At 50.0% G+C, this 24722-nt stretch carries 25 protein-coding genes and 1 pseudogene; 1 reads left to right on the top strand and 25 read right to left on the bottom strand.

The genetic code is table 11. The annotated features are described in order from the left end of the window. Position 1: 1 nt before the first annotated feature. The 25 genes and pseudogenes from metK to AC9UCN_RS04390 form a co-directional block, all read right to left on the bottom strand. Complete coding sequence (gene metK / locus AC9UCN_RS04510) at positions 2–1195, bottom strand: methionine adenosyltransferase (RefSeq protein ID WP_509524191.1); 1194 nt, start codon at positions 1193–1195, stop codon at positions 2–4. Further along, positions 1192–2415: pseudogene (gene coaBC / locus AC9UCN_RS04505) on the bottom strand (bifunctional phosphopantothenoylcysteine decarboxylase/phosphopantothenate--cysteine ligase CoaBC); the annotation flags it as partial. The pseudogene coaBC and the gene metK, both read right to left, overlap by 4 nt. 11 nt (positions 2416–2426) lie before the next feature. Next, entirely contained in the window at positions 2427–2681 is a 255-nt protein-coding gene (gene rpoZ / locus AC9UCN_RS04500; RefSeq protein ID WP_509524188.1) for a DNA-directed RNA polymerase subunit omega, read from the bottom strand. A 17-nt stretch (positions 2682–2698) separates the two neighbouring features. Next, the gene (gene gmk, locus AC9UCN_RS04495; RefSeq protein ID WP_509524186.1) at positions 2699–3253 is read right to left on the bottom strand and encodes a guanylate kinase; all 555 of its coding nucleotides are present in this window, start codon (positions 3251–3253) and stop codon (positions 2699–2701) included. Then, on the bottom strand, positions 3250–4107 hold the full coding sequence (gene pyrF / locus AC9UCN_RS04490) for an orotidine-5'-phosphate decarboxylase (RefSeq protein ID WP_509524184.1): 858 nt from the start codon (positions 4105–4107) through the stop codon (positions 3250–3252). Before pyrF ends, gmk begins: the two co-directional genes overlap by 4 nt. Continuing rightward, positions 4073–7372: a carbamoyl-phosphate synthase large subunit gene (carB, locus tag AC9UCN_RS04485; protein WP_509524181.1), complete on the bottom strand. Its 3300-nt coding sequence runs from the start codon at positions 7370–7372 to the stop codon at positions 4073–4075. Before carB ends, pyrF begins: the two co-directional genes overlap by 35 nt. Then, on the bottom strand, positions 7372–8511 hold the full coding sequence (carA, locus tag AC9UCN_RS04480) for a glutamine-hydrolyzing carbamoyl-phosphate synthase small subunit (protein WP_509524178.1): 1140 nt from the start codon (positions 8509–8511) through the stop codon (positions 7372–7374). Before carA ends, carB begins: the two co-directional genes overlap by 1 nt. Next, the gene (locus AC9UCN_RS04475; RefSeq protein WP_509524176.1) at positions 8508–8996 is read right to left on the bottom strand and encodes a PH-like domain-containing protein; all 489 of its coding nucleotides are present in this window, start codon (positions 8994–8996) and stop codon (positions 8508–8510) included. Before AC9UCN_RS04475 ends, carA begins: the two co-directional genes overlap by 4 nt. Continuing rightward, positions 8989–10281 carry a dihydroorotase gene (locus tag AC9UCN_RS04470; RefSeq protein ID WP_509524173.1) on the bottom strand — a complete coding sequence of 431 codons (1293 nt, stop codon included), beginning with the start codon at positions 10279–10281 and terminating at the stop codon, positions 8989–8991. The genes AC9UCN_RS04475 and AC9UCN_RS04470 overlap by 8 nt, the downstream gene beginning before the upstream one ends. Further along, the gene (locus AC9UCN_RS04465; protein ID WP_509524171.1) at positions 10278–11228 is read right to left on the bottom strand and encodes an aspartate carbamoyltransferase catalytic subunit; all 951 of its coding nucleotides are present in this window, start codon (positions 11226–11228) and stop codon (positions 10278–10280) included. Before AC9UCN_RS04465 ends, AC9UCN_RS04470 begins: the two co-directional genes overlap by 4 nt. Next, entirely contained in the window at positions 11225–11755 is a 531-nt protein-coding gene (gene pyrR, locus AC9UCN_RS04460; protein ID WP_509524169.1) for a bifunctional pyr operon transcriptional regulator/uracil phosphoribosyltransferase PyrR, read from the bottom strand. Before pyrR ends, AC9UCN_RS04465 begins: the two co-directional genes overlap by 4 nt. 65 nt (positions 11756–11820) lie before the next feature. Then, a complete protein-coding gene (gene nusB, locus AC9UCN_RS04455; RefSeq protein WP_509524167.1) occupies positions 11821–12240 on the bottom strand; it encodes a transcription antitermination factor NusB in 420 nt (139 codons plus the stop codon). 3 nt (positions 12241–12243) lie between these two features. Then, a complete protein-coding gene (efp, locus tag AC9UCN_RS04450; RefSeq protein ID WP_509524165.1) occupies positions 12244–12807 on the bottom strand; it encodes an elongation factor P in 564 nt (187 codons plus the stop codon). 53 nt (positions 12808–12860) lie between these two features. Beyond that, the gene (locus AC9UCN_RS04445) at positions 12861–13295 is read right to left on the bottom strand and encodes a type II 3-dehydroquinate dehydratase (protein WP_509524162.1); all 435 of its coding nucleotides are present in this window, start codon (positions 13293–13295) and stop codon (positions 12861–12863) included. Positions 13296–13304: 9 nt separating this feature from the next. After that, positions 13305–14381: a 3-dehydroquinate synthase gene (gene aroB / locus AC9UCN_RS04440; RefSeq protein ID WP_509524160.1), complete on the bottom strand. Its 1077-nt coding sequence runs from the start codon at positions 14379–14381 to the stop codon at positions 13305–13307. Further along, the gene (locus AC9UCN_RS04435) at positions 14378–14872 is read right to left on the bottom strand and encodes a shikimate kinase (RefSeq protein WP_509524158.1); all 495 of its coding nucleotides are present in this window, start codon (positions 14870–14872) and stop codon (positions 14378–14380) included. The genes aroB and AC9UCN_RS04435 overlap by 4 nt, the downstream gene beginning before the upstream one ends. Further along, complete coding sequence (aroC, locus tag AC9UCN_RS04430) at positions 14872–16065, bottom strand: chorismate synthase (RefSeq protein ID WP_509524156.1); 1194 nt, start codon at positions 16063–16065, stop codon at positions 14872–14874. Before aroC ends, AC9UCN_RS04435 begins: the two co-directional genes overlap by 1 nt. Before the next feature lie 24 nt (positions 16066–16089). Then, positions 16090–16920, bottom strand: a complete 831-nt coding sequence (locus AC9UCN_RS04425) for a shikimate dehydrogenase (RefSeq protein WP_509524153.1) — start codon at positions 16918–16920, stop codon at positions 16090–16092. Continuing rightward, positions 16910–17977 (bottom strand): endolytic transglycosylase MltG, encoded by a 1068-nt coding sequence (gene mltG, locus AC9UCN_RS04420; RefSeq protein ID WP_509524150.1) that lies wholly within the window; start codon positions 17975–17977, stop codon positions 16910–16912. Before mltG ends, AC9UCN_RS04425 begins: the two co-directional genes overlap by 11 nt. Continuing rightward, positions 17967–18437 carry a Holliday junction resolvase RuvX gene (gene ruvX, locus AC9UCN_RS04415; protein ID WP_509524147.1) on the bottom strand — a complete coding sequence of 157 codons (471 nt, stop codon included), beginning with the start codon at positions 18435–18437 and terminating at the stop codon, positions 17967–17969. The genes mltG and ruvX overlap by 11 nt, the downstream gene beginning before the upstream one ends. Next, complete coding sequence (gene alaS / locus AC9UCN_RS04410; RefSeq protein ID WP_509524145.1) at positions 18438–21095, bottom strand: alanine--tRNA ligase; 2658 nt, start codon at positions 21093–21095, stop codon at positions 18438–18440. It abuts the gene before it with no gap. A gap of 6 nt (positions 21096–21101) precedes the next feature. After that, entirely contained in the window at positions 21102–21383 is a 282-nt protein-coding gene (locus AC9UCN_RS04405; RefSeq protein WP_509524142.1) for a hypothetical protein, read from the bottom strand. Positions 21384–21385: 2 nt separating this feature from the next. Then, entirely contained in the window at positions 21386–21733 is a 348-nt protein-coding gene (locus AC9UCN_RS04400; RefSeq protein WP_509524140.1) for a DUF948 domain-containing protein, read from the bottom strand. Between the two features lie 23 nt (positions 21734–21756). Then, a complete protein-coding gene (rpsD, locus tag AC9UCN_RS04395; protein WP_509524137.1) occupies positions 21757–22386 on the bottom strand; it encodes a 30S ribosomal protein S4 in 630 nt (209 codons plus the stop codon). Between the two features lie 167 nt (positions 22387–22553). Next, entirely contained in the window at positions 22554–23819 is a 1266-nt protein-coding gene (locus tag AC9UCN_RS04390) for a replication-associated recombination protein A (protein ID WP_509524135.1), read from the bottom strand. A 121-nt stretch (positions 23820–23940) separates the two neighbouring features. Between AC9UCN_RS04390 and AC9UCN_RS04385 the strand changes: the two genes are divergently transcribed. After that, entirely contained in the window at positions 23941–24720 is a 780-nt protein-coding gene (locus tag AC9UCN_RS04385; protein WP_509524132.1) for a peptidylprolyl isomerase, read from the top strand. Positions 24721–24722: the final 2 nt, after the last annotated feature.

The following is a 24722-nucleotide window of genomic DNA, read 5'->3' as shown; positions in this document are numbered from 1 at the left end:
GCTATAGCTTCAGTGCAGAACGAAGTTCCTCTACTCGATTCAACTTCTCCCAAGTGAATTCAGGCAGTTCGCGTCCAAAGTGTCCGTAGGCGGCAGTCTTTTTGTAGATCGGTCTCAGTAGGTCTAGTGACTCAACAATTGCTCGGGGTCTCAAGTCAAAAATGTCCCTGATTGCCTTCTCTATCTGCTGAGTGTCAGCCTTCTCAGTGCCGAAGGTTTCCAGGTAGATACCGACTGGATTAGCAACACCAATTGCGTAGGCAACCTGCACTTCTGCACGATCGGCAGCTCCGGAAGCGACAACATTCTTAGCTACCCATCTCATGGCATAAGCAGCGGAACGGTCAACCTTAGAAGGATCTTTACCGCTGAAAGCACCGCCGCCGTGTCGAGAAGCTCCACCATATGTGTCTACGATGATTTTGCGGCCAGTTAGACCAGCATCTCCCTGCGGGCCACCAATAACGAACTTTCCGGTTGGGTTGATGAATAGCTTGGCATTCGAGAAATCAAGTCCGGACTCAGAAAGAATCGGATTCACAACCTGCTCGCGAATAGCAGCGTGGATCTCCGCCTGACTGACTTTATCGTTGTGCTGGGAAGAAACCACAATGGCTTCAACCGTCCGAGGTGTGGATCCCTCGTATCCAATAGTGACCTGGGTTTTGCCATCCGGCCTAAGAAAGTCAACCTGACCACTTTTTCTAACTGCGGAAAGCTTTTCAGAAAGCCTGTGAGCTAGAGCTATAGCCGTTGGCATGAAATTACTGGTCTCATTGCTTGCGTAGCCAAACATTAGACCCTGGTCACCAGCACCCTGTAACTCGTATGGGTCGGATGATCCACCATCTCGAACTTCTAGCCCCGAATCAACACCCTGAGCGATGTCTGGTGACTGCTGACCGATAGAAACTGAGACGCCACAGCTTGCTCCGTCAAAACCAATGCTCGAAGAGTTGTAACCGATGTCAAGTACGGTCTTACGGACAATTGCGGGAATCTCAACGTATCCAGTGGTTGAAACCTCACCGGCAACGTGGACCAGACCTGTTGTCACCATGGTCTCTACCGCGACGCGCGCATTAGGGTCCTCGGTTAGCATGGCATCAAGAATCGCATCTGAGATTTGATCACAGATTTTATCTGGATGGCCTTCAGTAACTGACTCAGACGTGAACTGACGCAAATTGCTCATTTGGATTCCCCTCTTGGTAACCTAACAACTTTACTGGAAACGATCTCCAAAACAGCCCTTGCAATCTCTAGCTTCGAACCCGAGAACCTAGTCGAATCGCTCTCAGAAACCAAAACTACCGAGTTCTGATCCGAGCCGAATACTTCGCCTGAGCTGATGCTGTTAGCAACAACAAAGTCGCACTTTTTTGAGAGGAGCTTTGTCTTGGCCAGAGTCTCTAGATCTTCTCCTGACTCCGCAGCAAAGGCGACAATAAGCGCGTCTGATCCCGTGCCTCTGGTTCTTTCCGAGACAGCAGCGACGATGTCAGGATTTGCAGTCAGCGAGATCTGGAGGTTCTCTCCGGAAGTAGACCTCTTAATCTTCACATCAGAAACTATGGTCGGGCTGTAATCGGCGACCGCTGCCGCCATAACCAGTAAATCAAAGTTGCCAATTGCATCATCAATGCTTTCGCTTAGATCAGATGCACTGACCACATTCGAGTGGTCTATCCCTTGGAGCAAGCTCTGATCGACGTTTGCGGCGATTACTCTTACGCTTGCACCCATTTCCAGGGCGGCTCTAGCAAAAGCTAGACCCTGCTTTCCGGAAGAGAAATTTCCAACATAACGAGCAGGATCAATTCGCTCTCTGGTGCCTCCGGTGGTGACAAGCACTCGAACACCCTCAAGGATTCTCTCGGCTAGCAAAGAGTTCGCGGCGGAGAGTATGACTTCTGGCTCAGCTAGTCGACCAACGCCAGTGTCTTCTCCAGTGAGCCTTCCAACACCAGGGTCTACGATGTGCACGCCACGATTTCTTAGTGTGGAGACATTCTGCTGAGTGGCGGCATTTTCCCACATCTCAGTGTGCATCGCCGGGGCAATTATCACTGGGCAGGTTGCGGTAAGCACCGTTGTTGTCAAAAGATCATCAGCTATACCCGCTGCCACTTTAGCTAGGAAAGAAGCAGTTGCGGGAGCTACGACAATAAGATCTGCTGATTTCGCGAGAGAAACATGCTTCACGCTCTCAACGTCAGTGAAAAGATCTGGGTCGACTATTTGGACTTTGTTGTGAGAAAGCGCCTCTAGGGTAGTTGTCCCAATGAATCGCGTGGCATTGATTGTTGCGACAACTTGGACACTGTGACCAGCTTCAGACAGCAGTCGAATGAGGGCAGCGGATTTATAGGCAGCGATTCCACCTGTTACACCAACGACTACGTTAGCCATTTGAGCTTTGCCGTTTAGTCTAGATTTTTCTTGGTGAGAAGTCCCTGGTCAACTTCATTCAGAGCAATCGTTAGTGGCTTCTCGTCGATTGTTACATCAACAAGTGGGCCTACGTTGCTAAAAAGTGATCCCTCGTGCAGAGAGGAGTAGTAATCGTTGATCTGACGTGCTCGCTTGGCGGCAAACATTACAAGTTCATACTTTGAGTCAACACGGTCCATTAGGTTATCGATGGACGGAGAAACAATACCTTCAAGCTTTTCTGACATGACAAACTTCCCTGCAATTAGTTGGATTTAACTAAGTCTACGACTTCTTGGGCACATCTGGCTACCTCGTCATTTATTACCTGAAAATCAAAGGAATCAGCTTGTGAAAGCTCCGATGAAGCCGTTTCCAGCCTTCGAAGCTTATCTTCTGGGCTCTCTGTACCCCGCTTATCCATCCTTGCCCCAAGCTCTTCAAAACTAGGAGGATTCACAAAAACCAAAAGTGCCTCTGGGAAAGACTTCTTTACTTGAAAAGCTCCCTGCACATCAATTTCGAGAACCACATTCTTACCCTCGGCAAGCGCCTTCTCTACCGGGAACCTAGGTGTGCCGTACCTGTGCTGACCATGAACGGTGGCCCACTCAAGTAGCTCATTTGATTGCTGCATCCTTGAAAACTCGTCTTCGCTCACGAATCGATATGATTTTCCATCAATTTCTCCTGGACGCGGGGTTCTCGTAGTGGCTGAAACCGAGAGCTCATAATCCTTGTTCTGTTCGATGATGTAGCTAGCCAATGTTCCTTTACCCACAGCAGAAGGCCCGGAAAGTACAACTAATTTTGCACTCATCTCGAAAGCCCAATCTCTAGTTCTGCTTTCGCGCTCTGAACTCTATCTCGCAAACCAACCGATGACTCCCCTGCCACAGATCTAGAAACGCTAAAAATTGTCACTTCAGCAAGATCTCCAAAAATTGACCGAGCATTCGAAAGCTTTGCCCCCTGAGCGCCAAAGCCCGGCGCCAAGATGGGAGTGTGAATTAGTTTCTTGGGATCGATATCCATGTCAATTAGATTAGCCTGCGCCCCGATGACCAAACCAACCGAACCCATAGATTCCTTATTGAAACCAGCTGCATACGAGGAAACGTTGCTTGCTACGCTTCTTTGATTATCGGAAATAGAAGATTGTAGAACTTTGCCCTCCGGATTGGAGGTTGCCGCCAAGATAAACACTCCCTTGGAATTGCTGGACGCAAATGCAATCGTGGGGTCGAGGGATTCTGCGCCTAAGTACGGTGAAACAGTAACCGCGTCTGCAACTAATGGACCCTCAGTTGAAAGCCAGGCCCTAGCGTAGCCATCCATTGTGGTTCCGATGTCTCCTCGTTTGGCATCAGCTATAACAATGAAACCCGCTTCAGAAGCTCGAACAAGCACTCGCTCCAAAGCGGCGAAGCCCTCGGAACCAAACTGCTCAAAGAATGAAACCTGGGGTTTCAATAAACCAATTTCACCAGAGCAGCTATCAATGATTTGCATGCAGAATTGCTCAGCGCCAGCAGAGCTTTCGGAAAGTCCCCATTTACTGAGCTGTTCCACACTCGGGTCCATACCAACACAAAGCTGGCCACTTGTGGCGAATGTTTTGACAAGGCGCTCTCCGAAACTACTTGGCAAGAGCGGCCTTTCTGTCTTGCGCATATTCTTGCAATGATCGAACTGCGAACGGACCTGCAATTACAGACTCAAAGGATCCGATTGCCGAGCTCAGTTGCGCGATTGTTGTAAAGATCGGCTTGTCGGCTGCTGTGGTGGCCGCTCGAATTTCGTAACCATCCCGTCTTGCCGCGGCCCCGGTTGGGGTATTCACAACCACATCGACTTGACCCGCTGTTATCAGTTCAACAATTGTTGGGCCCATTGTTTCGGAGGAACCTTGGCTGTGCTTTCGCACAGACGTGGCAGTTACCCCGTGCCTCCCCAGAATTTGTGCCGTTCCCTCGGTCGCAAGAATCTCGAAACCTAACTGCGCCAATCTTCGGATAGCCAGAAGCATCTGTGGCTTGTCTCTATCTGCAACAGAAACAAAGATTTTTCCCGACTTGGGAAGAGCGCTACCAGCTGCGGCTTGGGACTTTGCGAATGCCGTTGGAAAGTCCACGTCTATTCCCATGACCTCTCCGGTTGATCGCATTTCCGGACCTAGAAGAGAGTCAACATACTTGCCCTCTGGAGTTGCGAACCGCTTAAAGGGAAGAACTGCTTCCTTGACCGAGATTGGATCTCCCGGTAAAGAAACAACGCCGTCAACTGCTGGCAAGTGACCTTCCGCACGTAGCTCGTGAATAGTTTTGCCAACCATGACAAGGGACGCCGCTTTGGCCAGTGTTATTCCAAGAGCCTTGGAGACAAATGGAACAGTTCGCGAGGCCCTCGGGTTTGCTTCAAGCACATAAAGCACATCCGCGGCCAAGCCAAACTGGACGTTGATTAATCCTTTCACGCCAACTCCCTTGGCAATTAGTTCTGTTGCGTCCCGGACTCGCTGTATCTGAGAATCGCTCAAAGTAATTGGGGGAAGTGTGCAACTAGAGTCACCAGAGTGAATTCCAGCTTCCTCGATGTGTTCCATGACGCCACCGACATACAGTTCAACACCGTCATACAAAGCATCGATGTCTATCTCAATTGCATCGTCGAGGAATCGATCAACTAGTAAAGGATGCTCAACACCAACAATTGCTTGACCCTCAATGCGACCAAAGTAGCCAGTCATTCCCTCGGCCTCGTAAACGATCTCCATCCCACGACCTCCAAGCACATGAGATGGTCGAACCAGTACTGGGTAGCCAATACTGTGAGCTACTGCCTTAGCTTCCTCAAGGGTTGTTGCCGTTCCATTTGCTGGAGATAGCAGACCGGCTTGATCAAGGATCTTTGAGAATGCTCCCCTGTCCTCAGCCAAATCCAGTGACTCGGGTGTGGTTCCAAGAATCGGGACTCCCGCGTCTTTGAGCCCTTGAGCTAATCCGAGAGCAGTCTGACCCCCGAGTTGAACAATCACACCTACAATTTCGCCAGATAGCGACTCGGCGTGGATCACTTCCAGAACATCTTCGAGTGTCATTGGTTCAAAGTACAAGCGATCTGAAGTGTCGTAATCAGTAGAAACGGTTTCCGGGTTGCAGTTGATCATTACAGTCTCGTAACCTGCATCAGATAAAGCAAAACAAGCGTGCACGCAAGAGTAATCAAACTCGACTCCCTGGCCGATCCTGTTTGGACCAGACCCGAGGATGATCACCTTACTTCTGTCAGATGCAACAACCTCTGTTTCTTGCTCATAGGTTGAGTAGTGATAAGGGGTAAGAGCCGGAAACTCCCCCGCACAAGTGTCAACAGTCTTGTAAACCGGTCTAAGGCCTAGTTGGTGGCGGATACTCCTGACGTCAAACTCACTAAGTCTTCGAATCTGGGCAATTTGTTGATCACTAAAGCCATGCATTTTTGCATGCCTGAGGGTCTCGAAGTCTAAGTCCTTTGCCAATCTGACTGTTTCAGCAACCTCATTTATCAAGACAATTTGATCTAAGAACCAGGGGTCAATCTTGGTGGCCTCAAACACCTCGTCAATAGAAGCACCCTTCAAAAGCGCTTGCTGAACATCGACAATTCGTCCATCCGTTGGCTTTCTTATGATCTCGACAAGATCTTTTAGTGGTGTGGTGTTAGGGGCCCAATGGAAGGACGACCCCCTCTTTTCAAGTGAACGTAGGGCTTTCTGCAGAGCCTGGCTGAAAGTTCTTCCAATAGCCATGGCCTCGCCTACGGACTTCATTGTCGTTGTAAGAGTTGAATCCGCTGCCGGGAACTTCTCAAACGCGAACCTTGGAACCTTTACGGCGACGTAATCAAGTGTTGGCTCAAAGCTTGCCGGCGTCACTCCCGTAATGTCGTTTGGAATCTCATCTAGCGTGTATCCGAGTGCAAGTTTTGCAGCAATCTTTGCGATAGGAAAACCTGTTGCCTTAGAGGCAAGTGCGGAGGATCTTGAGACCCTGGGATTCATCTCAATAACAATTACGCGTCCATTGAGTGGATTCACCGCAAACTGAATGTTGCATCCACCGGTATCAACACCTACGGCTCGGATAATCTGGATCGAAATGTCTCTTAGGTTCTGGAACTCTCTGTCTGTCAAAGTTAGAGCGGGAGCTACTGTGATCGAGTCTCCGGTATGGACCCCAACGGGATCAACGTTCTCAATTGAACAGACAACAACTGCGTTGTCATTCTTGTCTCGCATTAGTTCAAGTTCGTACTCTTTCCAGCCAAGAATCGACTCCTCGAGTAAGACCTCGCTGGTGGGGCTTGCCTGAAGACCAGCTCCGGCAATTCTGATCAAATCTTCCTTGTTGTAGGCAAAACCGGAACCGAGGCCACCCATCGTAAATGACGGTCTAACAACAACCGGATAACCCAAATTCTTGGCGGCCGCTAGGGCTTCATCAATGTCGTGAGCGATAAAAGACTTTGCAACATCGGCTCCAGAGTCCAAAACGATTTGCTTGAACTCGCTGCGATCTTCACCGGCGCGAATGGCTGCAACGTTTGCTCCAATAAGCTCTACCGAGTACTTTTCCAAAACTCCTAGCTCATGAAGTTTCATGGCGGCGTTCAACGCAGTTTGCCCACCAAGTGTTGGCAAGATCGCATCTGGTCGCTCCTTGGCGATAATGGCTTCAATAACCGCTGGCGTAATTGGCTCGACATAGGTCGCGTCTGCAAAATCAGGATCGGTCATGATTGTCGCCGGATTCGAGTTGACGAGAATTACTCTCACTCCTTCTTCCCGCAACACACGACAGGCCTGAGTTCCCGAGTAGTCGAATTCGCACGCTTGGCCAATGACAATTGGCCCACTACCGATTACTAGAACGCTCTTTATATCCTCTCTTTTCGGCATTAGTTCAGCGCCTTTCGGCTAGAGATCATGTCAACCAAGCGATCAAAAAGATGATGGGAATCGTGTGGGCCCGCTGCCGCTTCTGGATGGAACTGAACGGAATAGGCGCTGAGCTCTAGACACTCCAGACCCTCAACACAGTCGTCGTTTAGGTTCACATGTGAAACTCTGACTTTTCCAAAACCTGCCGGTGACTCAACAATTTCTCCATTCTCGCCACCGGGAACCGATACGGCGAAACCATGGTTATGAGAAGAAACCTCAACCTTGCCAGTGGTTCTATCAAGGATTGGTTGGTTGATGCCACGATGGCCAAAAGGAAGCTTGTAAGTGTCAAAGCCAAGTGCGCGTCCAAGCAATTGGTTTCCAAAACAGATTCCAAAAAACGGAATTCTTCGCTTGAGGATCTCTTGCAGCAGGGCTACCTGAGTGGCGGATGCCCTCGGGTCTCCAGGCCCATTCGAGTAAAAGACAGCATCCGGACTTGTTGCCAGCACTTGATCAAGATCGGAGGTGGCCGGCAACACCGAAACTACAAGCCCGCGGTTAATCATTTGGGCTATCGTGGTGCGCTTTATTCCGAGGTCGAGAATTGTTACCCGACCAACGTACTGACCCATGTGGGGCACCTCGTACGCGTCTGGTGTTGTCACCACGGAACTAAGCGACAGACCCTTCATCTCTGGAGCTTCACGCACAATCTCCAGCAATCTCTCGATGGATTGTTCCGATCGGGGTCCCGAGAAGATACCAGCGCGCATCGCACCGAGTGAGCGAATGTGCCTAGTTAGAGCCCTTGTGTCGAGTCCGCTGATTCCAACGATGAAGTTACTCTCAAGCTCTCCATCAAGGGACTTTTCTGAACGGTAATTCGAGACGATCCTCGATGGTTCGCGCACCACATAACCAGAAACCCAAATACGATTTGATTCCTCGTCCATGCTGTTGACCCCTGTATTGCCTATATGAGGGGCTGTCTGCACGACAATCTGACCAGCGTACGACGGATCAGTGAGAGTCTCCTGATATCCGGTCATGCCAGTCGCAAAGACGATTTCACCAAGTGCCTGGCCTTCAGCGCCATAAGAGTTTCCGTAGAAGACCTTTCCGTCCTCGAGAACCAACTTTGCCGAAGTCATTTGACACCAACAATCAGCTTTGAGACATCATGAGCAATCTCATCTCTTGACTTATTATTTGCGAACCTCAGATGTGTTTCAAGTTCGGTTACTCCAAGCTTCCAGCGCAGAGAAAGTAGTCCGTCTTTCTCTACAACTTTGTCGATAACACCCGAAGTTCTGCGGAGATCTATCAAGGCGGATGAATCAATTCTGAAGCTTCGTTCGCCGATTCGATGAACCCTAACGCCCCGATCTGAAACATCTAAGAAGGCCTTCCCAGCGAAACCTAGCCCATGCGCCGAAACCCGATTCAGAGGTAGATCAGCATAAGTTGTTGCGACGTAAAATCCGTTCGTTCCCACGTTGCTGAACTCGATGTATTCAGGGGTAGCTAGTTCTAGGTCTTGAGCCTTCGACTTCTTGTGCCAAATCGCTCCGGCCCAAGCAATGACTCCAAGCAAGACGGCAACGAATGCCAGACCAACCTGATACAACTCAAACATCGGTGTTGGCCCCCCTTATCGTCTGATCCTTCAAAGTAAATTCTCCGTCAAAAATTGTGTGCACAACGCGGCCTTTGAATTCCAGGCCCTGATAGGGGTTGTTGGAGCTCTTCGAGTGAGTTTTTTCCACGCCTACCCAAGCTTGCCCCAAATTAACCAGCGTGAGATTCGCCGGACTTCCTGGTAACAAGTAGTTGCCCTGACCATCCAACCCAGAGATTCGTGCGGGAGCCGTAGACATGACTTCTGCAAGACGCTCAAGATTGGATGCCCCGGAATCAATCAGAACCTGCTGAGCCACTGTGTATGCGAACTCGAGGCCGATCATTCCGAAAGCGGCGCTGGCCCAATCGGTGTCCTTTGACTCCTTTGGGTGTGGGGCGTGATCGGTTGCGATCACGTCTATCGTTCCATCGACCAAGGCCTCGCGCAAAGCCATTACGTCGTCAGCTTTTCTTAGCGGTGGATTGACTTTGTATACCGGATCGTAACTTTCCGCGAGATCTTCAGTCAATAACAAATGGTGAGCCGTTACCTCAGCTGTTACCTGGATACCTTGGGACTTAGCTTCTCGAATCAATTCTACCGATCGTCTGGTCGACACGTGGCAAACGTGCAGCTTAGATGCAGTTAGCTCAGTGAGCATAATGTCTCTTGCGATAATCGACTCCTCAGCTAGAGCTGGCCAGCCGGCCAAGCCAAGGCGCGAAGAAATAGCACCCTCGTTCATCTGAGCATTCTTGGTGAGTCTGGGGTCTTGAGCATGCTGAGCAACGATGCCATCAAAACCCTTTACATACTCAAGTGCTCTTCGCATCAACAGAGGATCGTGAACGCAATTACCGTCATCGCTGAATATTCGAACGCGAGCCGCCGAGTCATGCATCGCACCAAGTTCAGCCAGTTGCTCCCCAGCAAGACCTACGGTGACTGCACCGATTGGCTGAACATGTACCAAGCCGACCTGCTTACCGATTCGTAGCACTTGCTCAACTACGCCAGCTGTATCAGCAACCGGGAAAGTGTTGGCCATGGCATGAACCGCGGTATAGCCGCCAGCGGCAGCTGACATAGAACCAGTTCTTATAGTTTCGCTGTTTTCGAATCCTGGTTCGCGAAGGTGAGTGTGTAAATCAACAAATCCCGGTAGCACGTGAAGACCGGAGCAATCGACTAACTCGTGGTCGATGTCCTTGGATTTTGTTGAGGCTATGAGGCCACCTTCAATAACAACCTCAACTGACTTGCCTTTGGTGTCTACGGCGTTTTGCAGAATGAAATTCATCTTGTCTCCCCCTTGTCCCCAGCCAGCAGATGAAATAAAACAGCCATCCTGACTGCGACACCATTTTGAACTTGTTCTAGAATCTTTGACTTGGGGCTATCAGCGCTGGCTGCGTCTATCTCGAGTCCACGATTCATCGGTCCTGGATGTAAGACAATGGCTGAATCTCCAAGCCTTGAAAGCCTTTCACTGTTCATGCCCCAAACCCTTGAGTACTCGCGCTCTGTGGGGAAAAAAGATGCTTCCATTCGCTCGGACTGAATTCTCAGCATCAAAACTGCATCAGGTGCGAATTCGTCAATTGCGTTATCAAGTGAATAAAAGATTCCGCCGCTTGGCTCCAAAGATCGCGGCACCAAGGTGGCCGGGCCACAGGTAGCTACTCTCGCGCCAAGGGCTTTTAGCAGAATCAGATTCGAGCGAGCCACCCTTGAGTGTGAAATGTCTCCTACAATCAAAACCTTCATTCCTGAAAGATCAGTTCCAATTGGGTTGGTTAGTAGCGTTTGCCTTATGGTCATAGCGTCTAACAGTGCCTGTGTTGGATGCTCGTGGGAGCCGTCACCAGCGTTAATTACGGCCGATCGAACCCAGCCCGAGTGTGCCAGGCGATGTGCTGACCCACTTGAGCCGTGGCGAAGAACAATTGCGTCTGCCCCCATCGCCTCTAGGGTCTGAGCGGTATCTTTCAAAGATTCACCTTTTGAGACGGATGATCCTTTGGCAGCAAAGTTGATCACGTCGGCTGAAAGCCGTTTTGCCGCGAGCTCGAAGGAAATCCTGGTTCGTGTTGAGTCTTCAAAGAAAAGATTCACGACGGTTTTTCCCCGAAGAGTTGGTAGCTTCTTAATCTCGCGCTCGTTTACATCGGACATTTCATGCGCCAAATCAAGAACTTCGATGATCTGTGGCTTGGCCAGATCAGAAGCTGAGAGCAAATTCTTCAATCGTCGATCACCACTTCGTCCACTCCATCTACCTCTTCAAGCTTCACCGAAATTCTCTCGGTCAACGCGGTAGGTAGGTTCTTGCCGACATAATCAGCTCTGATTGGTAATTGACGATGACCCCGGTCAACCAAAACGGCTAGTAGAACTGCCGCTGGGCGTCCGTGATCATTCAAAGCATCAAGAGCGGCCCGGATAGTTCTGCCGCTAAAGAGAACATCGTCAACTAGGACGACCGCTTTCCCGGCAACACCTGAGGTAGGGATATTGGTAATGCCGACAACCCGTGTTGGCTGATCTGATAGATCATCCCGATACATCGTGACGTCAAGTGAACCGACCGATACGTCGGTAGCAGAGTGTTCTTTAATGACCTGAGCGATGCGCGTGGCGATTGGAATACCTCTGGTTGGAATACCCAGCAAAAGAAGATTATCTACGCCGCGATTTTGCTCAAGAATCTCGTGAGAGATGCGAGTGATAGCCCGACGAATGTCGTCCGAGCTCAAGACAGTGCGTTTTGACAACGCCCACCTCCTTCTTCGCCTCACAGGACGATCTTTAAAGGATGTTTACTAGAAGTTACCCTACATCATCTAGCGGTTTTTGTGCCAGCAATAGCGCCCAGCAAACCATTCACGAAAGCACTGGAATCCTCCGTTGAAAGCTCGGCGGCCAACTGGACAGCCTCGGAAATTGCCACTCCATCTGGCACTTCTTCGTTGAAAAGAATCTCCCAGCAAGCAACCCGCAGAATTGCCCGGTCAACTGCTGGCATACGTTCAACAGACCACTTATGGGAGAAAGCCTCTATGCGATCGTCAATCTCGGCAAAGTTGGCCGCGACTCCTTCGACGATTTGCCTAGCGTAACCAACGATCTCTTCCTGATTCTGCCGATCAAGCTGCTCCTCGGCAGATGCTGCCAGAAGCAATTCAGGATTGATTTTCCTAAGGTCAGCTGCAAAAACGGCATCAAGTGCCATCTTGCGAGACTTTGTCCGGGAGCTCACTTGCTAGTCGGTAACTCGACCGAGGTACTCGCCAGTTCTGGTGTCCACTCGAACCTTGGTGTTCTGCTCAATAAACAGCGGCACCTGAATCTGGAGGCCAGTTTCAACCGTTGCAGGTTTGGTTCCACCACTCGAGCGATCGCCCTGAAGGCCAGGCTCAGTGAAAGTAATCTCTAGGACAACAGAGGCCGGCAGCTCAACATAGATCGGATTACCCTCGTAGACTGCGACAATTGCACCTTGGTTCTCTAGTAGGTAGTCCTTAGCATCGCCAACTATTTCATTAGTCAAGCTCATCTGCTCGTAGTTCTGATTATCCATGAACACGTAACCCGAGCCGTCGTTATACAGATAGTTCATTTCACGCTTGTCAACATTCGCCGTCTCAACTTTGACACCAGCGTTGAATGTTCTTTCAACAACCTTGCCAGTCAAAACATTTTTAAGCTTCGAACGCACGAACGCAGGTCCTTTGCCCGGTTTGACGTGCTGGAACTCGATAACAGTCCACAATTGTCCGTCAATGTTTAGAACTAGGCCGTTTTTTAGATCATTTGATGTTGCCATGTTCGTGCTCGCTCGATCCTTGTTCTTGTTGGTTTACCTATGGAGTCTAGCGTTTAGGAAGTGAGCTGTCTAAGCGCCAACAGATAGGAGTCAAACCCAAAACCGGCTATGACCCCAGTTGCGGCTGGAGAAACGACGCTGGTTTTACGAAACTCTTCTCTGGCATGTGGATTTGAAATGTGGACCTCTATTAGCTTCGCACCAGATTCAGTGTGGATCTTGCAAGCGTCGCCAATGGCGTAGGAATAGTGCGTAAAAGCGGCGGGGTTGAAAATTATGTCAGCTCCCGAATCAGTAGCCTCGTGTAGCCAGGAAATCAGTTCGCTCTCGCTATCGGACTGCTTCACAGTCAAGGACACTCCAAGTTCGGCAGCGTGTTTTTCCAACATACTGACGAGAGTTGTGTAGTCAAGAGTCCCGTAAATATCAGGCTCTCTGGATCCAAGGCGTTGCAGATTTGGCCCATTGAGTACCACTATGGATTTCATGGAACTAGCCTACTGAGCAATCTCTTGAAAGGCAGTGAACAATATTTCATCAGTTGGTGAGTGCATAACTCTTGGCTTTCCTACCTCGTCCAGAACGATAAATCGCAAGTTTCCCGCACGGGCCTTCTTATCAATTCGCATGTTGGCAAGTAGTTGAGGCCACTTATCCGCTGGGTAGGAAACTGGAAGCCCGAGACTGGTGAGAATGTCACGGTGCCTTTGAACGTCAAAGCTAGATAAACGACCGTTTAGCCTGGCCAACTCGGCAGCGAACACCATTCCAATTGATACAGCTGCACCGTGACGCCACTTATACCGCTCCGCCAATTCGATGGCATGGCCAAGAGTGTGGCCGTAGTTCAGGGTCTCGCGAAGACCTTGCTCGCGGAAATCTTCAGCCACAACCAAAGCCTTGACTTTGATTGCACGCGTCACAAGCTCAAGAAAAAGCTCAGATGATGGGTCCGTAGCTTCGGAAGTATTGTTTTCTATCAGATCAAGTATCTGAGTGTCACTGATGAATCCGCACTTCACAACCTCTGCGAATCCGGCGATCAATTCATTTCGTGCCAAACTACCCAAGGTTTCTAGATCTACTAAGACGCTTTTAGGAGAATGAAAGACACCGACGAGATTCTTACCCTCGGCAGTGTTTACTCCTGTCTTGCCACCAATTGATGCATCAACCATCGCAAGTACGGTGGTAGGGATTTGAACAATTCCAACACCCCTCAGCCAAGTTGCCGCAACGAATCCAGCAAGGTCAGTTATAGCGCCTCCGCCAAATCCAATGATCATGTCTGACCTAGAAAACTCTGACTTGCCAAGGATTCCCCAACAAAAAGCCGCGACTTCGATTCGCTTGGCATCCTCACTATCGGGCACCCCAGCTAGCACAACTTCGAAGTTTGCCTCCATAAGAGAGTCCCTAAGAGCCTCAGCACTAACGGATAGTCCAACTGGGTGGACAATCAAAACCTTTTTGGCTCCAACAAGCATAGAGGGAACTTGATCAAGTAGATTCCTACCAATTACAACCTCGTAGGGTTCAGCAGCACCAACAGTAATTCTTGTTAACTCAGTCATTTTTGCCCCAGAAGTGTTGAAATCTCGGTGACGATGGTTGCAAGAGATTTGCCACTGGTATCGACCTCGTGGGTTGCTACTTCCTGATAAAACGGTTTCCTAGCTTCATAGATGCTTTTCCAACTGTTTTCACCATCACTTAGAAGTGGACGATTTCTTGTACTGATTCGTGAAGCAATGTGCTTACCGTCGGTCGCAAGATAAATCACGTTGTGGGTTTTTAGTAGCTTTCGGTTTGACTCCGTGGTTACAACACCGCCGCCGGTTGCAACAACTCCCGATCCCTCTAGGCACTTAGCCAACACTTTACTCTCGATCTCCCTGAAGCCAGGCTCGCCAAGGCGGTCAAAAAGAGAAGAGATAGAACCGTGTTCTGAAGCGATGATTTTGTCGGTATCAGCAAAGGAAGTATTTAGCTCCTTGGCAAGTTTCTTTCCAACGGTTGTCTTGCCAACACCCATGGGTCCAACCAGAACCAAAGGCTGCTTCATCAGCTACCAGCAGACTTTAAGACTTCAGGGATTGATTCAAGATAAGAAGCCAAGTTCCGCTTGGTCTCTGTGACAGAGTCCCCTCCGAATTTTTCCAAGACAGCGTTCGCGACCACGAGTGCAACCATCGCCTCAGCGACTATTCCTGCTGCCGGTACTGCGCAAACATCCGAGCGCTGATGGTGAGCCTTGGTTGCCTCACCGGTTTTTACATCTATCGTTGCCAAGGCTTTGGGCACGGTTGAAATTGGTTTCATCGCTGCACGCACTCGAAGCACCTCGCCGGTTGACATACCGCCTTCGATGCCTCCGGCTCTTCCAGTTGATCTTTTCACCAGGCCATCGTTGTCTCTTGATATCTCATCGTGCGCAACCGATCCTCTGCGACTAGCGGTGCTAAAGCCATCACCAATCTCGACACCTTTTATGGCCTGAATTCCCATCAGGGCACCAGCAAGCTGAGAATCTAACTTGCGATCCCAATGAACATAACTGCCCAAACCAGGAGGTAGTCCGTACACAAGGGTTTCAACTACTCCCCCGAGAGTGTCTCCGCTTTTCTGGCAGTCTTCAATCTCTGAAACCATAGCCTCGGTAACCTGCTTACTAAAACAACGAACCGGATTCTCATCAAGAGTTGATACATCAGCTGGCGTTGGAAGCTGTTCATCTTCGGATTTCACTGGTCCAATAGCCACGGTGTGAGTAACTAGTTTGATTCCCAGCTGGAATAGAAATCTCGCAGCGACCTCACCCAAAGCAACTCTCGCGGCTGTCTCTCTCGCAGAGGCGCGCTCAAGCACTGGACGAGAGTCCAAGAAGCCATATTTTTGCATGCCGGTGAAGTCGGCGTGGCCTGGACGAGGTCTAGTCAGTGGCTCAGCACGTGCGCCCGATAGATCTTCGTCATTCACGGGATCTGCAGACATGACCTGTTGCCATTTGGGCCACTCAGTGTTTTGGATTGTAATAGCAATTGGACCGCCCTGAGATAGGCCGTGTCTCACGCCACCGCTTAATTGAACCTGATCCTGTTCGAATTTCATACGGGCACCTCGACCGAAGCCGAGTCTTCGCCTAGCCAGTGCATCCTGAACATCGCTGGTGGTAATTTCGATCCCAGCAGGCATTCCTTCAACAATCGCAACCAGCTCAGGGCCATGCGATTCTCCAGCGGTTAACCAGCGCAACATAGTTTCGATTCTCTCACAGTTGGTCTATTTGAAACCAGATTGGTCTGCCACAGCGCCAATCATTGACTCATAAAGCTCTTGGTCGACAATCGGAACCGAGTGTCCCGTTGAGTCAACAAAGAGCTTTACCTGCTCGATGGCTTGCCAGACAAGCAACTCAAGACCAGAAATAGATTTTCCTGCCCAGGCCCGAGAGGCTAGGGATGGCCATGGGTCGTAGACAACGTCAAACAGAAATCCGCGACTAGCGCTGCTGGTAGCTCCGAGCTGATCCCAGAGTTCGGTAAAGGCCCCTGCCGGCACGGTCGAGACAACCAAGTCTGCACCAACTAATGAAGAAACTTCAGGTTCTAATACCTCAGAAGCGATGCCAAGACCGTTTAGATATCCAGTGAACTCATCCAAAGAACTTGCTGTTCTTCCAATAACCGACAGCTTCGCGGCAGGAAACACTCTTGAGATCGCTAGAGCTGCAGAGCGCGCTGTTGCACCCGAGCCGACAATGTTAATTCTTTGCGGATCTGAGACCTGATCGAAACACTTTGCGAAACCGAGAACATCAGTGTTGTGGCCAACCCAACCACTTGAAGATCTAACCAGGGTGTTCACTACACCGGTTCTCTCGGCCTCTGGCGAGTATGAATCTGACAACTCGAAAGCTTCGTTTTTGAGTGGCATGGTCACACTCAGCCCAGAGAAAGCTTGATCTTCCATCACTGCCCCTAGGCCGCCTAGCGGAACTTCTATTCGTTCGTAGCTGAAATCCAAACCCAGCCGTGCGTATGCGGCTTTGTGAATGACTGGCGAGAGACTGTGCTTTATTGGGGAACCAACAACACAGAATTTACTCGTCATACCAGTCCGGATTCTCTGACTCCCACTTCCGAAGCAACGGAATCCATGACTCATGCTCGGCTAGAGTCTTCGAAAACTTAGTCTCACCGGTAGCAAGATTGATTGTCACGAAGAACAGCCAGTCTCCAACGGCGGGATTCAAAGTTGCGTCAATTGCAAGCTCACCTGGGGAACTGATTGGTCCAGGTGGCAAACCGCGAACCAAATACGTGTTGTAACCATAGGCAATCTGCTCTTGCCTGGAAGCTTCTGACATGTCGGTTCCGTCATAGCTATAAGTAATTGTCGGATCGGTTTCAAGGGGCATGTCAATCGCTACCCGGTTAGCAAAGACCCTGGCCACCTTGTAAAAGTCTGGCTCCTGCTTTGCCTCGCGCTGCGTTATTGAAGCAAGAGTTAGCACATCGTGCCAATCCTCTTTTGCAACCCCTGCTTCCGTAAGAGCAGTTTCCATCCTCGTAACCATCATGGAGATGACTTCTTCAGCAGTTACCTTCAAATCAAAGCTGTAGGTGTCCGGAAACAGGTAGCCCTCTATCGTGGGAGCTTCTTCAGGGATTCCGTACACGGTCAAATCTTCTGCTGCCAACCAAAGCTCGTCGACTGGAATGCTGGTAATTCTGGATACCTCATTGAATATCTGGACCACGCGATATCCTTCTGGGATAGTCACCTGGAAGCTTAGGATGTTGGACTGATCGGTAACCGCTGCCAACGCGGATTCATTACTCATTTGGAGCTTCAGAGTGAAACTACCGGGGTAGAAAATTGGATTGCGCTCAAGCAGTACTCGATAGAACGAGTCGACATCTCTAATAACACCTGCTTCAAAAAGCTTGTTAGCCACGATAAGTCCGTCTTCACCGGCTTCAATTCGAACGATTACCTCGCCAACGCCGGTTCCTTGATAATCCAAAGCTGTGAGTTTCTGATACTGATCTCGAAGCCAATCAAAGTTTGCTACTACTGCAATGCCACCAACCAGGGACAGAACAAGAGCACCAACAAGAAGTTTTGAACCCCTGGACATGCCAACAGACACCGATCTACGCCCCAACAGAATCACCCACCAAATGTCCGGGAGCTAACCCTGAACTCTTTTCGTAACTGAGAGCACTTTCTAGAATCTCCACCGCGCTTGCGCTGTCAATAATCGATTTGCTGTCTCTGGCATTAATGCCTGAAGCGCGAAGCTTTGCGCTAGCAGAGACCGTAGTGAGCCTTTCATCAATCATTCGAACCGGAACCGAAAGCGCTTTGGAAAGCTCCGAAGCGATAAACCTCGCATCATTGGTTGAATCGGTCTCCTTGCCACTTAGCGAGAGAGGTTCCCCCACATAAACTTCAATAACGCCGTGCGTGTCAGCAAGTTGAGCAATTGAGGTAACCGTTTCCGATGCGCTAGATAACCTTGCAACCGCTTCTAGCGGTGAGGACAAGATTGCTTCACGATCGCAAATCGCAATGCCGATTCGCACCTTACCGACATCAACCGCTAACCTCCGGCCAGTTCGCATTTAGGAGTTCAGCTCCTTCTCGATAGCAGCAATTGCTTCTTTGAGCTTTGAAGTCTCTGGACCGCCACCTTGAGCGATGTTGTCTTTGCCACCACCGCCACCACCCAAAATTCCAGAGGCAACCTTTACTAGGTTCCCGCTGGAAACACCTTGCTCTCTTGCCTTACTGGATGTAGCAACTATCAAAGCAATCTTGCTATCTACCAGAGCCGTAACCGCAACAACAGACGCCTTGCTCTCTAAAGCTTGCGAAAGACCCGTCGCCATCTCGCGAACTTGATCAACGGATAAATCTTCGCCGGCTGGGTAGTGCAGGAAGTCGAACTTTCCAACCGTCTTGGCGGATTTGATTACTACAGGAATTTGCGAGCGAAAGCCTTCGAGTGCTAGAGCTGCTAGCTTCTTCTCAGCTTTTTTTAGCTGCTCAAGAGTTTGTCTAACCTTGGCTGCCAATTCTTGTTTTGGAACTCTAAGGGACTCAAGAATTTGCCCAACTATTTGAGCCTCTGCGGAGAGGGCTTGAAAGGCTTCGAATCCAACAAGTGCTTCAAGACGACGCGAACCAGACCCAACCGATGCTTCGCCAAGAATGGAAACTAGCCCAACTTGAGACGAGCGCGACACGTGAGTACCACCACAAAGCTCTCTTGACCATGGCCCGCCTATTTGAATCACGCGCACAAGTTCGTCATAGGTTTCTCCAAAAAGGGCAATTGCCCCACTGGCTTTGGCTTCCTCTACGCTCATGAACTCCGCCTGCACCGCAAGGTCTTGACGAATAGCTAGATTTGCAACCTCTTCAATTTCAGTAATTGAAGATTGGCTCAATGACTCGTTCCATGAGAAATCTAGACGCATATATCCTGGCTTGTTGTAAGAGCCAGACTGAAGCGCACTTGGGCCCAGCACTTGACGCAAAGCGGCATGCATCACGTGTGTCGCTGAGTGGGCCTGCGCTGCACCTAGTCGCCAGTCAGCCGAAACCTGCGCGGAAACTTTAGATCCAACACCTACTTCTCCGCTTCGGACCGTCACGCTGTGAGAAACGAGTCCCTTGACTGGTTTTTGAACATCCAGAACCTCAAGAGATAGGCCCTCTGCGAAAATGAATCCAGAGTCACTGTCTTGGCCACCGGATTCTGCATAAAAGGATGTCTCGTCAAGAATCACTTCAGCTACGTCGCCTTGTTTGATGCTGGAAACTACCGCTCCATCGCGAATAAGACCCACAACTTTTGCGCTGGTTACTAGCTCGTCATAACCGGTGAATTTAGTGGATCCAAGGGCACGGAATTCTCCGTAGACCGAAAGATCGGCATTACCTGAGCGCTTCATCTTCGCGTCATCCTTCGCGCGCTGACGTTGGACATTCATAAGAACATTAAACTCCTCGCGGTCTAGAGATAAACCTTGTTCCTCGGCAATTTCGAAGGTTAGATCGACCGGAAATCCGTAGGTGTCATGCAATAAGAAGGAGCTTTCACCGCTGAGGTTGCTCTTTCCAGCTTTCTTAGCTTTGGAAATTTCCTCGTCCAGCACCAGGAGTCCAGCGTTAAGGGTGCGAAGGAATGCTTCTTCCTCAGCTACGGCAATTCGCAAGATGCGAGCAAAGTCTGTGTCTAGCTCAGGGTAGCTAGCCTTCATCGAGTCCTTGGAGCGAGTAAATAGCTCCGCGAAGACCGGTTTTTCAACACCCAGTAGGCGCATTGCGCGGACCACTCTTCTGAGTAGTCTTCTGACCACATAGCCGCGTGCATCATTAGCTGGAACTACCCCATCTCCAATAAGCATTAGAGCGGAGCGAACGTGGTCTGCAACCACCCTGAGACGAACATCATCTGATTCATTCGCTCCGTAGGTCTTACCCGAGAGCTTTGCTGCCAGATCTAGAACTGGCTTAACCTCATCAATCTCGTACAAGTTGTCAACGCCTTGCATGATGAACGCGACTCGCTCGAGCCCCATACCGGTGTCGATGTTCTTTGAAGGCAATTCGCCGAGGATTTCGAAACCATCTTTGCCATCGCCTGCACCTCGTTGATACTGCATGAAAACTAGGTTCCAGATCTCGATAAAGCGATTCTCGTCAGCTTCAGGTCCACCATCAACGCCATAGTCTGGTCCGCGATCGAAATAGATTTCTGAGCATGGTCCTGCAGGTCCTGGTTGCCCAGTCGACCAATAGTTGTCCTTCATTCCGCGTTTTTGAATACGCTCCAAAGGAATGTCAGCTTCTTCACGCCACAACTTGATGGACTCGTCATCATCTTTGTAGACAGTTACCCATAGTTTCTCTGGGTCAAATCCCAATCCCCCTTTTGACTGCGGGGATGTTAAAAACTCCCATGCGTAAGAAATCGCTTCACGCTTGAAGTAATCACCGAAAGAGAAGTTTCCATTCATCTGGAAGAACGTTCCGTGCCTTGTTGTCTTGCCAACCTCATCGATGTCGAGTGTGCGAACGCACTTTTGTACGCTTGTTGCTCTCTTGTAAGGAGCTGGTACTAAACCGGTCATGTACGGGATAAATGGCACCATGCCGGCCACAGTGAACATGAGAGTTGGGTCTTCAGAGATCAGCGATGCCGACGGCACAATCTCGTGATCTTTACTGGCGAAGTAATCGAGCCAGCGGCGACGTATCTCGGCCGTAAGCAAAGTTACCTACTTGCCAGCGGGCTTTGACTTAGCTGCGGGCTTTTTCGCAGTTGAGCGTGAAGCTGCCTTCGCACGTGGCTTTGCTGTCGACTTGGAAGACTTCTTACCTGATGTCTTTGCTAACTCGGTCTCGCGATCCTTGTAGCCTTCTGCTACCGCATCGGCGAATTCTTGCAAAGAAGCCTTTGCTTCCTCATAGGCCTTGCGAGCTTGAGGGTTTTCCTCAATTTGCTTAGCAACGACGGCACCAATAGCAACGCCAGCTATTAACCAGAAAAGTTTGTTCATTGCTACTTCCTCTTTCCGACTAATTTGCGCACAATTTCAGCGAACCCTGCAATCTTTGCCATTGGCCCACCTATTGAAGATGAGAAAATTGCGACCATTGAGGCGAAGCTCTTGGTGACCTGAGCAACATCAGTGGAAATCCCATCAAACTTCTTGAGTTGTCGATTAGTCTCTTCCAAAGTAACGGTTAGTTCGCTAACTAGCGGCGTTAACTCATCGGTCATCTGAACTAGAGATTCACTGCTTCTATCAATCAGCTTTCCAAGCTTCAAGATCGGCACTGCAAGGAAAAGCACAAGCAAGACAAATCCACCAGCGGCTATTAGGCTCGCTATTTCTGATGGTGACATGGCGATCTCCTTGAGCGATTGAACTATCTTGCGGCGTAGTACTCAACAACGAGCTGAACTTCACAAGTCACTGGAACTTCTGAGCGCAATGGTCGTCTGTTAAGTGTGATGTGAAGCTTCTCTAGTTCCACGGTTAGGTAGCCAGGAAGCGGTGGCAGAACATCGACGTGTCCACCGGCAGCTGCTACCTGGAACGGTTCAGTCTTTTCACTCTTCTCGGCAACATGAACTAGTTGACCCGGCTTTACACGGAAAGATGGTCTGTCAACGCGCTGGCCATCTACAAGAATGTGTCTGTGTACAACCAACTGGCGTGACTGAGCGATTGTGCGGGCAAAACCTGCGCGAAGAAGAATTGCGTCGAGTCTCATTTCTAGAAGCTCTACAAGGTTTTCACCAGTCAAGCCAGTGGCACGCTTGGCCTCTTCGAAAGTCTTCTTAAGCTGAGCCTCGCGAATACCGTATTGGGCCCTTAGTCTCTGCTTTTCACGAAGACGAACGGCGAAGTCGCTGTCGGCTTTTCTTTTGGTTCGTCCGTGCTCACCTGGAGCGTAAGGGCGCTTTTCAAGATACTTGGCGGCTTTTGGTGTTAGCGCTAGTCCTAGGGCTCGAGACAGACGAGTTTTACTGCGGGTACGCGATGTCTTAGACACAGCTTCCTTTCAAGTTAGGCAAACAAAGAATGAAACGACAGAGGTTCGTTCCCGTGTGCCCAGAAAGGTCTGCTAAATGACTCTTGTCTATTTGGTTAATCCCTTGCAGCCGCGCTCAGGATTCAAATTGGCAACGTTGACAGTTTAGCACCGCAACTAGCGGCCCATCAAGCCCTATTGCCTCGAATAATGCGCTTCAGTGCTGGCCAGCGATCCACAAGACCCTTCTCAAAACCTGAGCTCTTAGGGGTGAAATACTCTGGCACACCCTCAACATAGACCTGGCTCACTACCGAGTTCGGGTCATCGTGGGGATACTTATAAGCCTGCTCGGTGTCCCCTTTGGATAAGTAATTGCTACGTAGACTGGCAGGAATAGTGGGGGCAAAGCCGTTTCTAACATCCGCAATGGCCTGGTTGATTGCCAGATAGGCGGAGTTCGACTTTGGGGCTAGAGCGAGATACACAGTTGCTTCCGCTAATGGAATTCTGCCCTCTGGCATGCCGATTAGCGCAACGCTTTCGTGGGCCGCCACGGCAATTGAAAGTGCTGTTGGGTCAGCGAGGCCTATGTCTTCAGAGGCGAGCAAGATGAGTCTCCTAGCGATAAACCTTGGATCCTCTCCCCCTTCGAGCATGCGAGCTAGATAGTGAATCGCGGCATCCGCGTCAGAGCCACGTACACTCTTTATGAAAGCACTAATGGTGTCGTAGTGCTGATCGCCATCACGGTCATAGCGCACCAGAGCGGATTCCAAACTCGCTCCCACGTCTTCCAATCCGATCACCGCAGCGCTGGACTTTGACAACTCCAGAACCCTAGAAGCCGCAGCTTCTAAAACGGTTAGAGCCCTTCTAGCGTCACCGCCGGAAACCTCGACTATTCGATTTAGGGCAGCATCGTCAATTTGCACTTTGGAGCCAAGTCCACGGGGTTCGACTATTGCTTTTTTTATGAGATCGGAAATGGCGTCCTGCGATAGCGGTTCCAACCGCACCAGTAATGATCTGGAAAGTAAAGGTGCAATTACGGCAAACGAGGGATTCTCAGTGGTAGCAGCGATGAGCAGAATGCCACCGCTCTCAACCGAAGGCAACAAAGCATCCTGTTGAGCTTTGGAAAATCTATGAATTTCGTCAAGAAACACGATCGTTGTTACGCCGTAAGTTTCCTGGTCTAGGCGAGCTTTCTCAATGACATCGCGAAGTTCTTTGACCCCAGTAGACACAGCCGATAACTCAACAAATCTCCGCCCGGATGAATTTGCAACCGCTTTGGCAATTGAGGTCTTTCCCGTGCCGGGTGGTCCCCAAATCAGGATTGAAGTGTGAGACGAGTTTGCGGATTCGGCCTTAGCCAGAATTTGCAATGGAGAGCCAGAAAGCAAAGCCTTTTCCTGACCGATCACTTCTTCTAGAGTCCTGGGACGCATCCGAGCAGCCAATGGGGCTCCCCCCGAAAACAGTGATTGGCTCATAAGCACAAGGCTATTAGAAAGCCCTTGAAAAGCTTTGTAAACTCTCTAATGAACCCAAACAGGAAGTTGAACAGCCTTGACAAAAACGCCAATCGGAAAATCTTCGGACCGAGAACGACTTGCAAGATTTGCTGCCAAGCAAGAACTTGAGGCCAGTAAAGCTATTCGAAGAAAAAAGGATAACCGTCTTGCCGTTGTTGTTTCAGTGCTAGCCATCGCTCTAGCAGTGGGTTCCCAACTGACTTACACCGCGCTCAAACCTGAGCCAGAAGCAATAATTCCGGAGGTAACTCCTACCGAACCATCGGCTCCGATTCCTGATGTTTCGATTGCTGAGGGAAGAACCTGGACAGGCACAATGCAAGTTGGTGGTGCAAACCTAGAAATTGAACTCGACGGTGCATTAGCACCGCAGGCTGTTGCGAGCTTTATTGATCTTGCGGGTAAGGATTTTTTTAGCGGGATAACTTGCCATCGGCTTACTACCGGTGGCATTTTCGTGCTGCAGTGCGGACAATCGAGCACTACCCCAGATGGTGGTCCTGGTTACACTTTTGGTCCAATTGAGAATGCTCCAGCAGATAACTTGTATGTAAAGGGAACACTTGCGATGGCCCGAGTTGGTTCCTCGGTTTTGGGTGCAGAAGCAGCCGCTACCAGCATGGGAAGTCAATTCTTCATTGTTTACGAGGACTCGACTATATCTTCAGATGATGCAGGCGGATACACCGTATTTGGCAAGGTCAATAGCGGGTTAGAAGATCTGCAGTCAGTTATTGATGCCGGTGTCGATGGAGGCGGAGTCGATGGCCCCCCGGCCCTGGAAACTAAGCTTGGCGCAATCGAACTAAGATAATT

Source organism: Rhodoluna sp., assembly GCF_036721215.1.
Taxonomy (GTDB): Bacteria; Actinomycetota; Actinomycetes; order Actinomycetales; family Microbacteriaceae; genus Rhodoluna.
Note: the sequence above shows the minus strand (reverse complement) of the source record. Positions and strands in the feature narration are given on the sequence as shown.

Coding starts and splice junctions, on each gene's coding strand:
- carB (WP_509524181.1), bottom strand. CDS start 7,372: ATGCCGAAAAGAGAGGATATAAAGAGCGTTCTAGTAATCGGTAGTGGG.
- AC9UCN_RS04435 (WP_509524158.1), bottom strand. CDS start 14,872: ATGAAGCAGCCTTTGGTTCTGGTTGGACCCATGGGTGTTGGCAAGACA.
- pyrF (WP_509524184.1), bottom strand. CDS start 4,107: ATGCGCAAGACAGAAAGGCCGCTCTTGCCAAGTAGTTTCGGAGAGCGC.
- efp (WP_509524165.1), bottom strand. CDS start 12,807: ATGGCAACATCAAATGATCTAAAAAACGGCCTAGTTCTAAACATTGAC.
- AC9UCN_RS04405 (WP_509524142.1), bottom strand. CDS start 21,383: ATGAACAAACTTTTCTGGTTAATAGCTGGCGTTGCTATTGGTGCCGTC.
- AC9UCN_RS04390 (WP_509524135.1), bottom strand. CDS start 23,819: ATGCGTCCCAGGACTCTAGAAGAAGTGATCGGTCAGGAAAAGGCTTTG.
- AC9UCN_RS04445 (WP_509524162.1), bottom strand. CDS start 13,295: ATGAAATCCATAGTGGTACTCAATGGGCCAAATCTGCAACGCCTTGGA.
- AC9UCN_RS04470 (WP_509524173.1), bottom strand. CDS start 10,281: ATGAATTTCATTCTGCAAAACGCCGTAGACACCAAAGGCAAGTCAGTT.
- aroB (WP_509524160.1), bottom strand. CDS start 14,381: ATGACTGAGTTAACAAGAATTACTGTTGGTGCTGCTGAACCCTACGAG.
- aroC (WP_509524156.1), bottom strand. CDS start 16,065: ATGTTGCGCTGGTTAACCGCTGGAGAATCGCATGGCCCTGAGCTGGTT.
- AC9UCN_RS04475 (WP_509524176.1), bottom strand. CDS start 8,996: ATGTTTGAGTTGTATCAGGTTGGTCTGGCATTCGTTGCCGTCTTGCTT.
- rpoZ (WP_509524188.1), bottom strand. CDS start 2,681: ATGTCAGAAAAGCTTGAAGGTATTGTTTCTCCGTCCATCGATAACCTA.
- metK (WP_509524191.1), bottom strand. CDS start 1,195: ATGAGCAATTTGCGTCAGTTCACGTCTGAGTCAGTTACTGAAGGCCAT.
- AC9UCN_RS04400 (WP_509524140.1), bottom strand. CDS start 21,733: ATGTCACCATCAGAAATAGCGAGCCTAATAGCCGCTGGTGGATTTGTC.
- AC9UCN_RS04425 (WP_509524153.1), bottom strand. CDS start 16,920: ATGACGAGTAAATTCTGTGTTGTTGGTTCCCCAATAAAGCACAGTCTC.
- ruvX (WP_509524147.1), bottom strand. CDS start 18,437: ATGCGAACTGGCCGGAGGTTAGCGGTTGATGTCGGTAAGGTGCGAATC.
- carA (WP_509524178.1), bottom strand. CDS start 8,511: ATGACTTCGGCAAAGTTGGTTCTCGAGGACGGAAAGGTCTTCTACGGA.
- gmk (WP_509524186.1), bottom strand. CDS start 3,253: ATGAGTGCAAAATTAGTTGTACTTTCCGGGCCTTCTGCTGTGGGTAAA.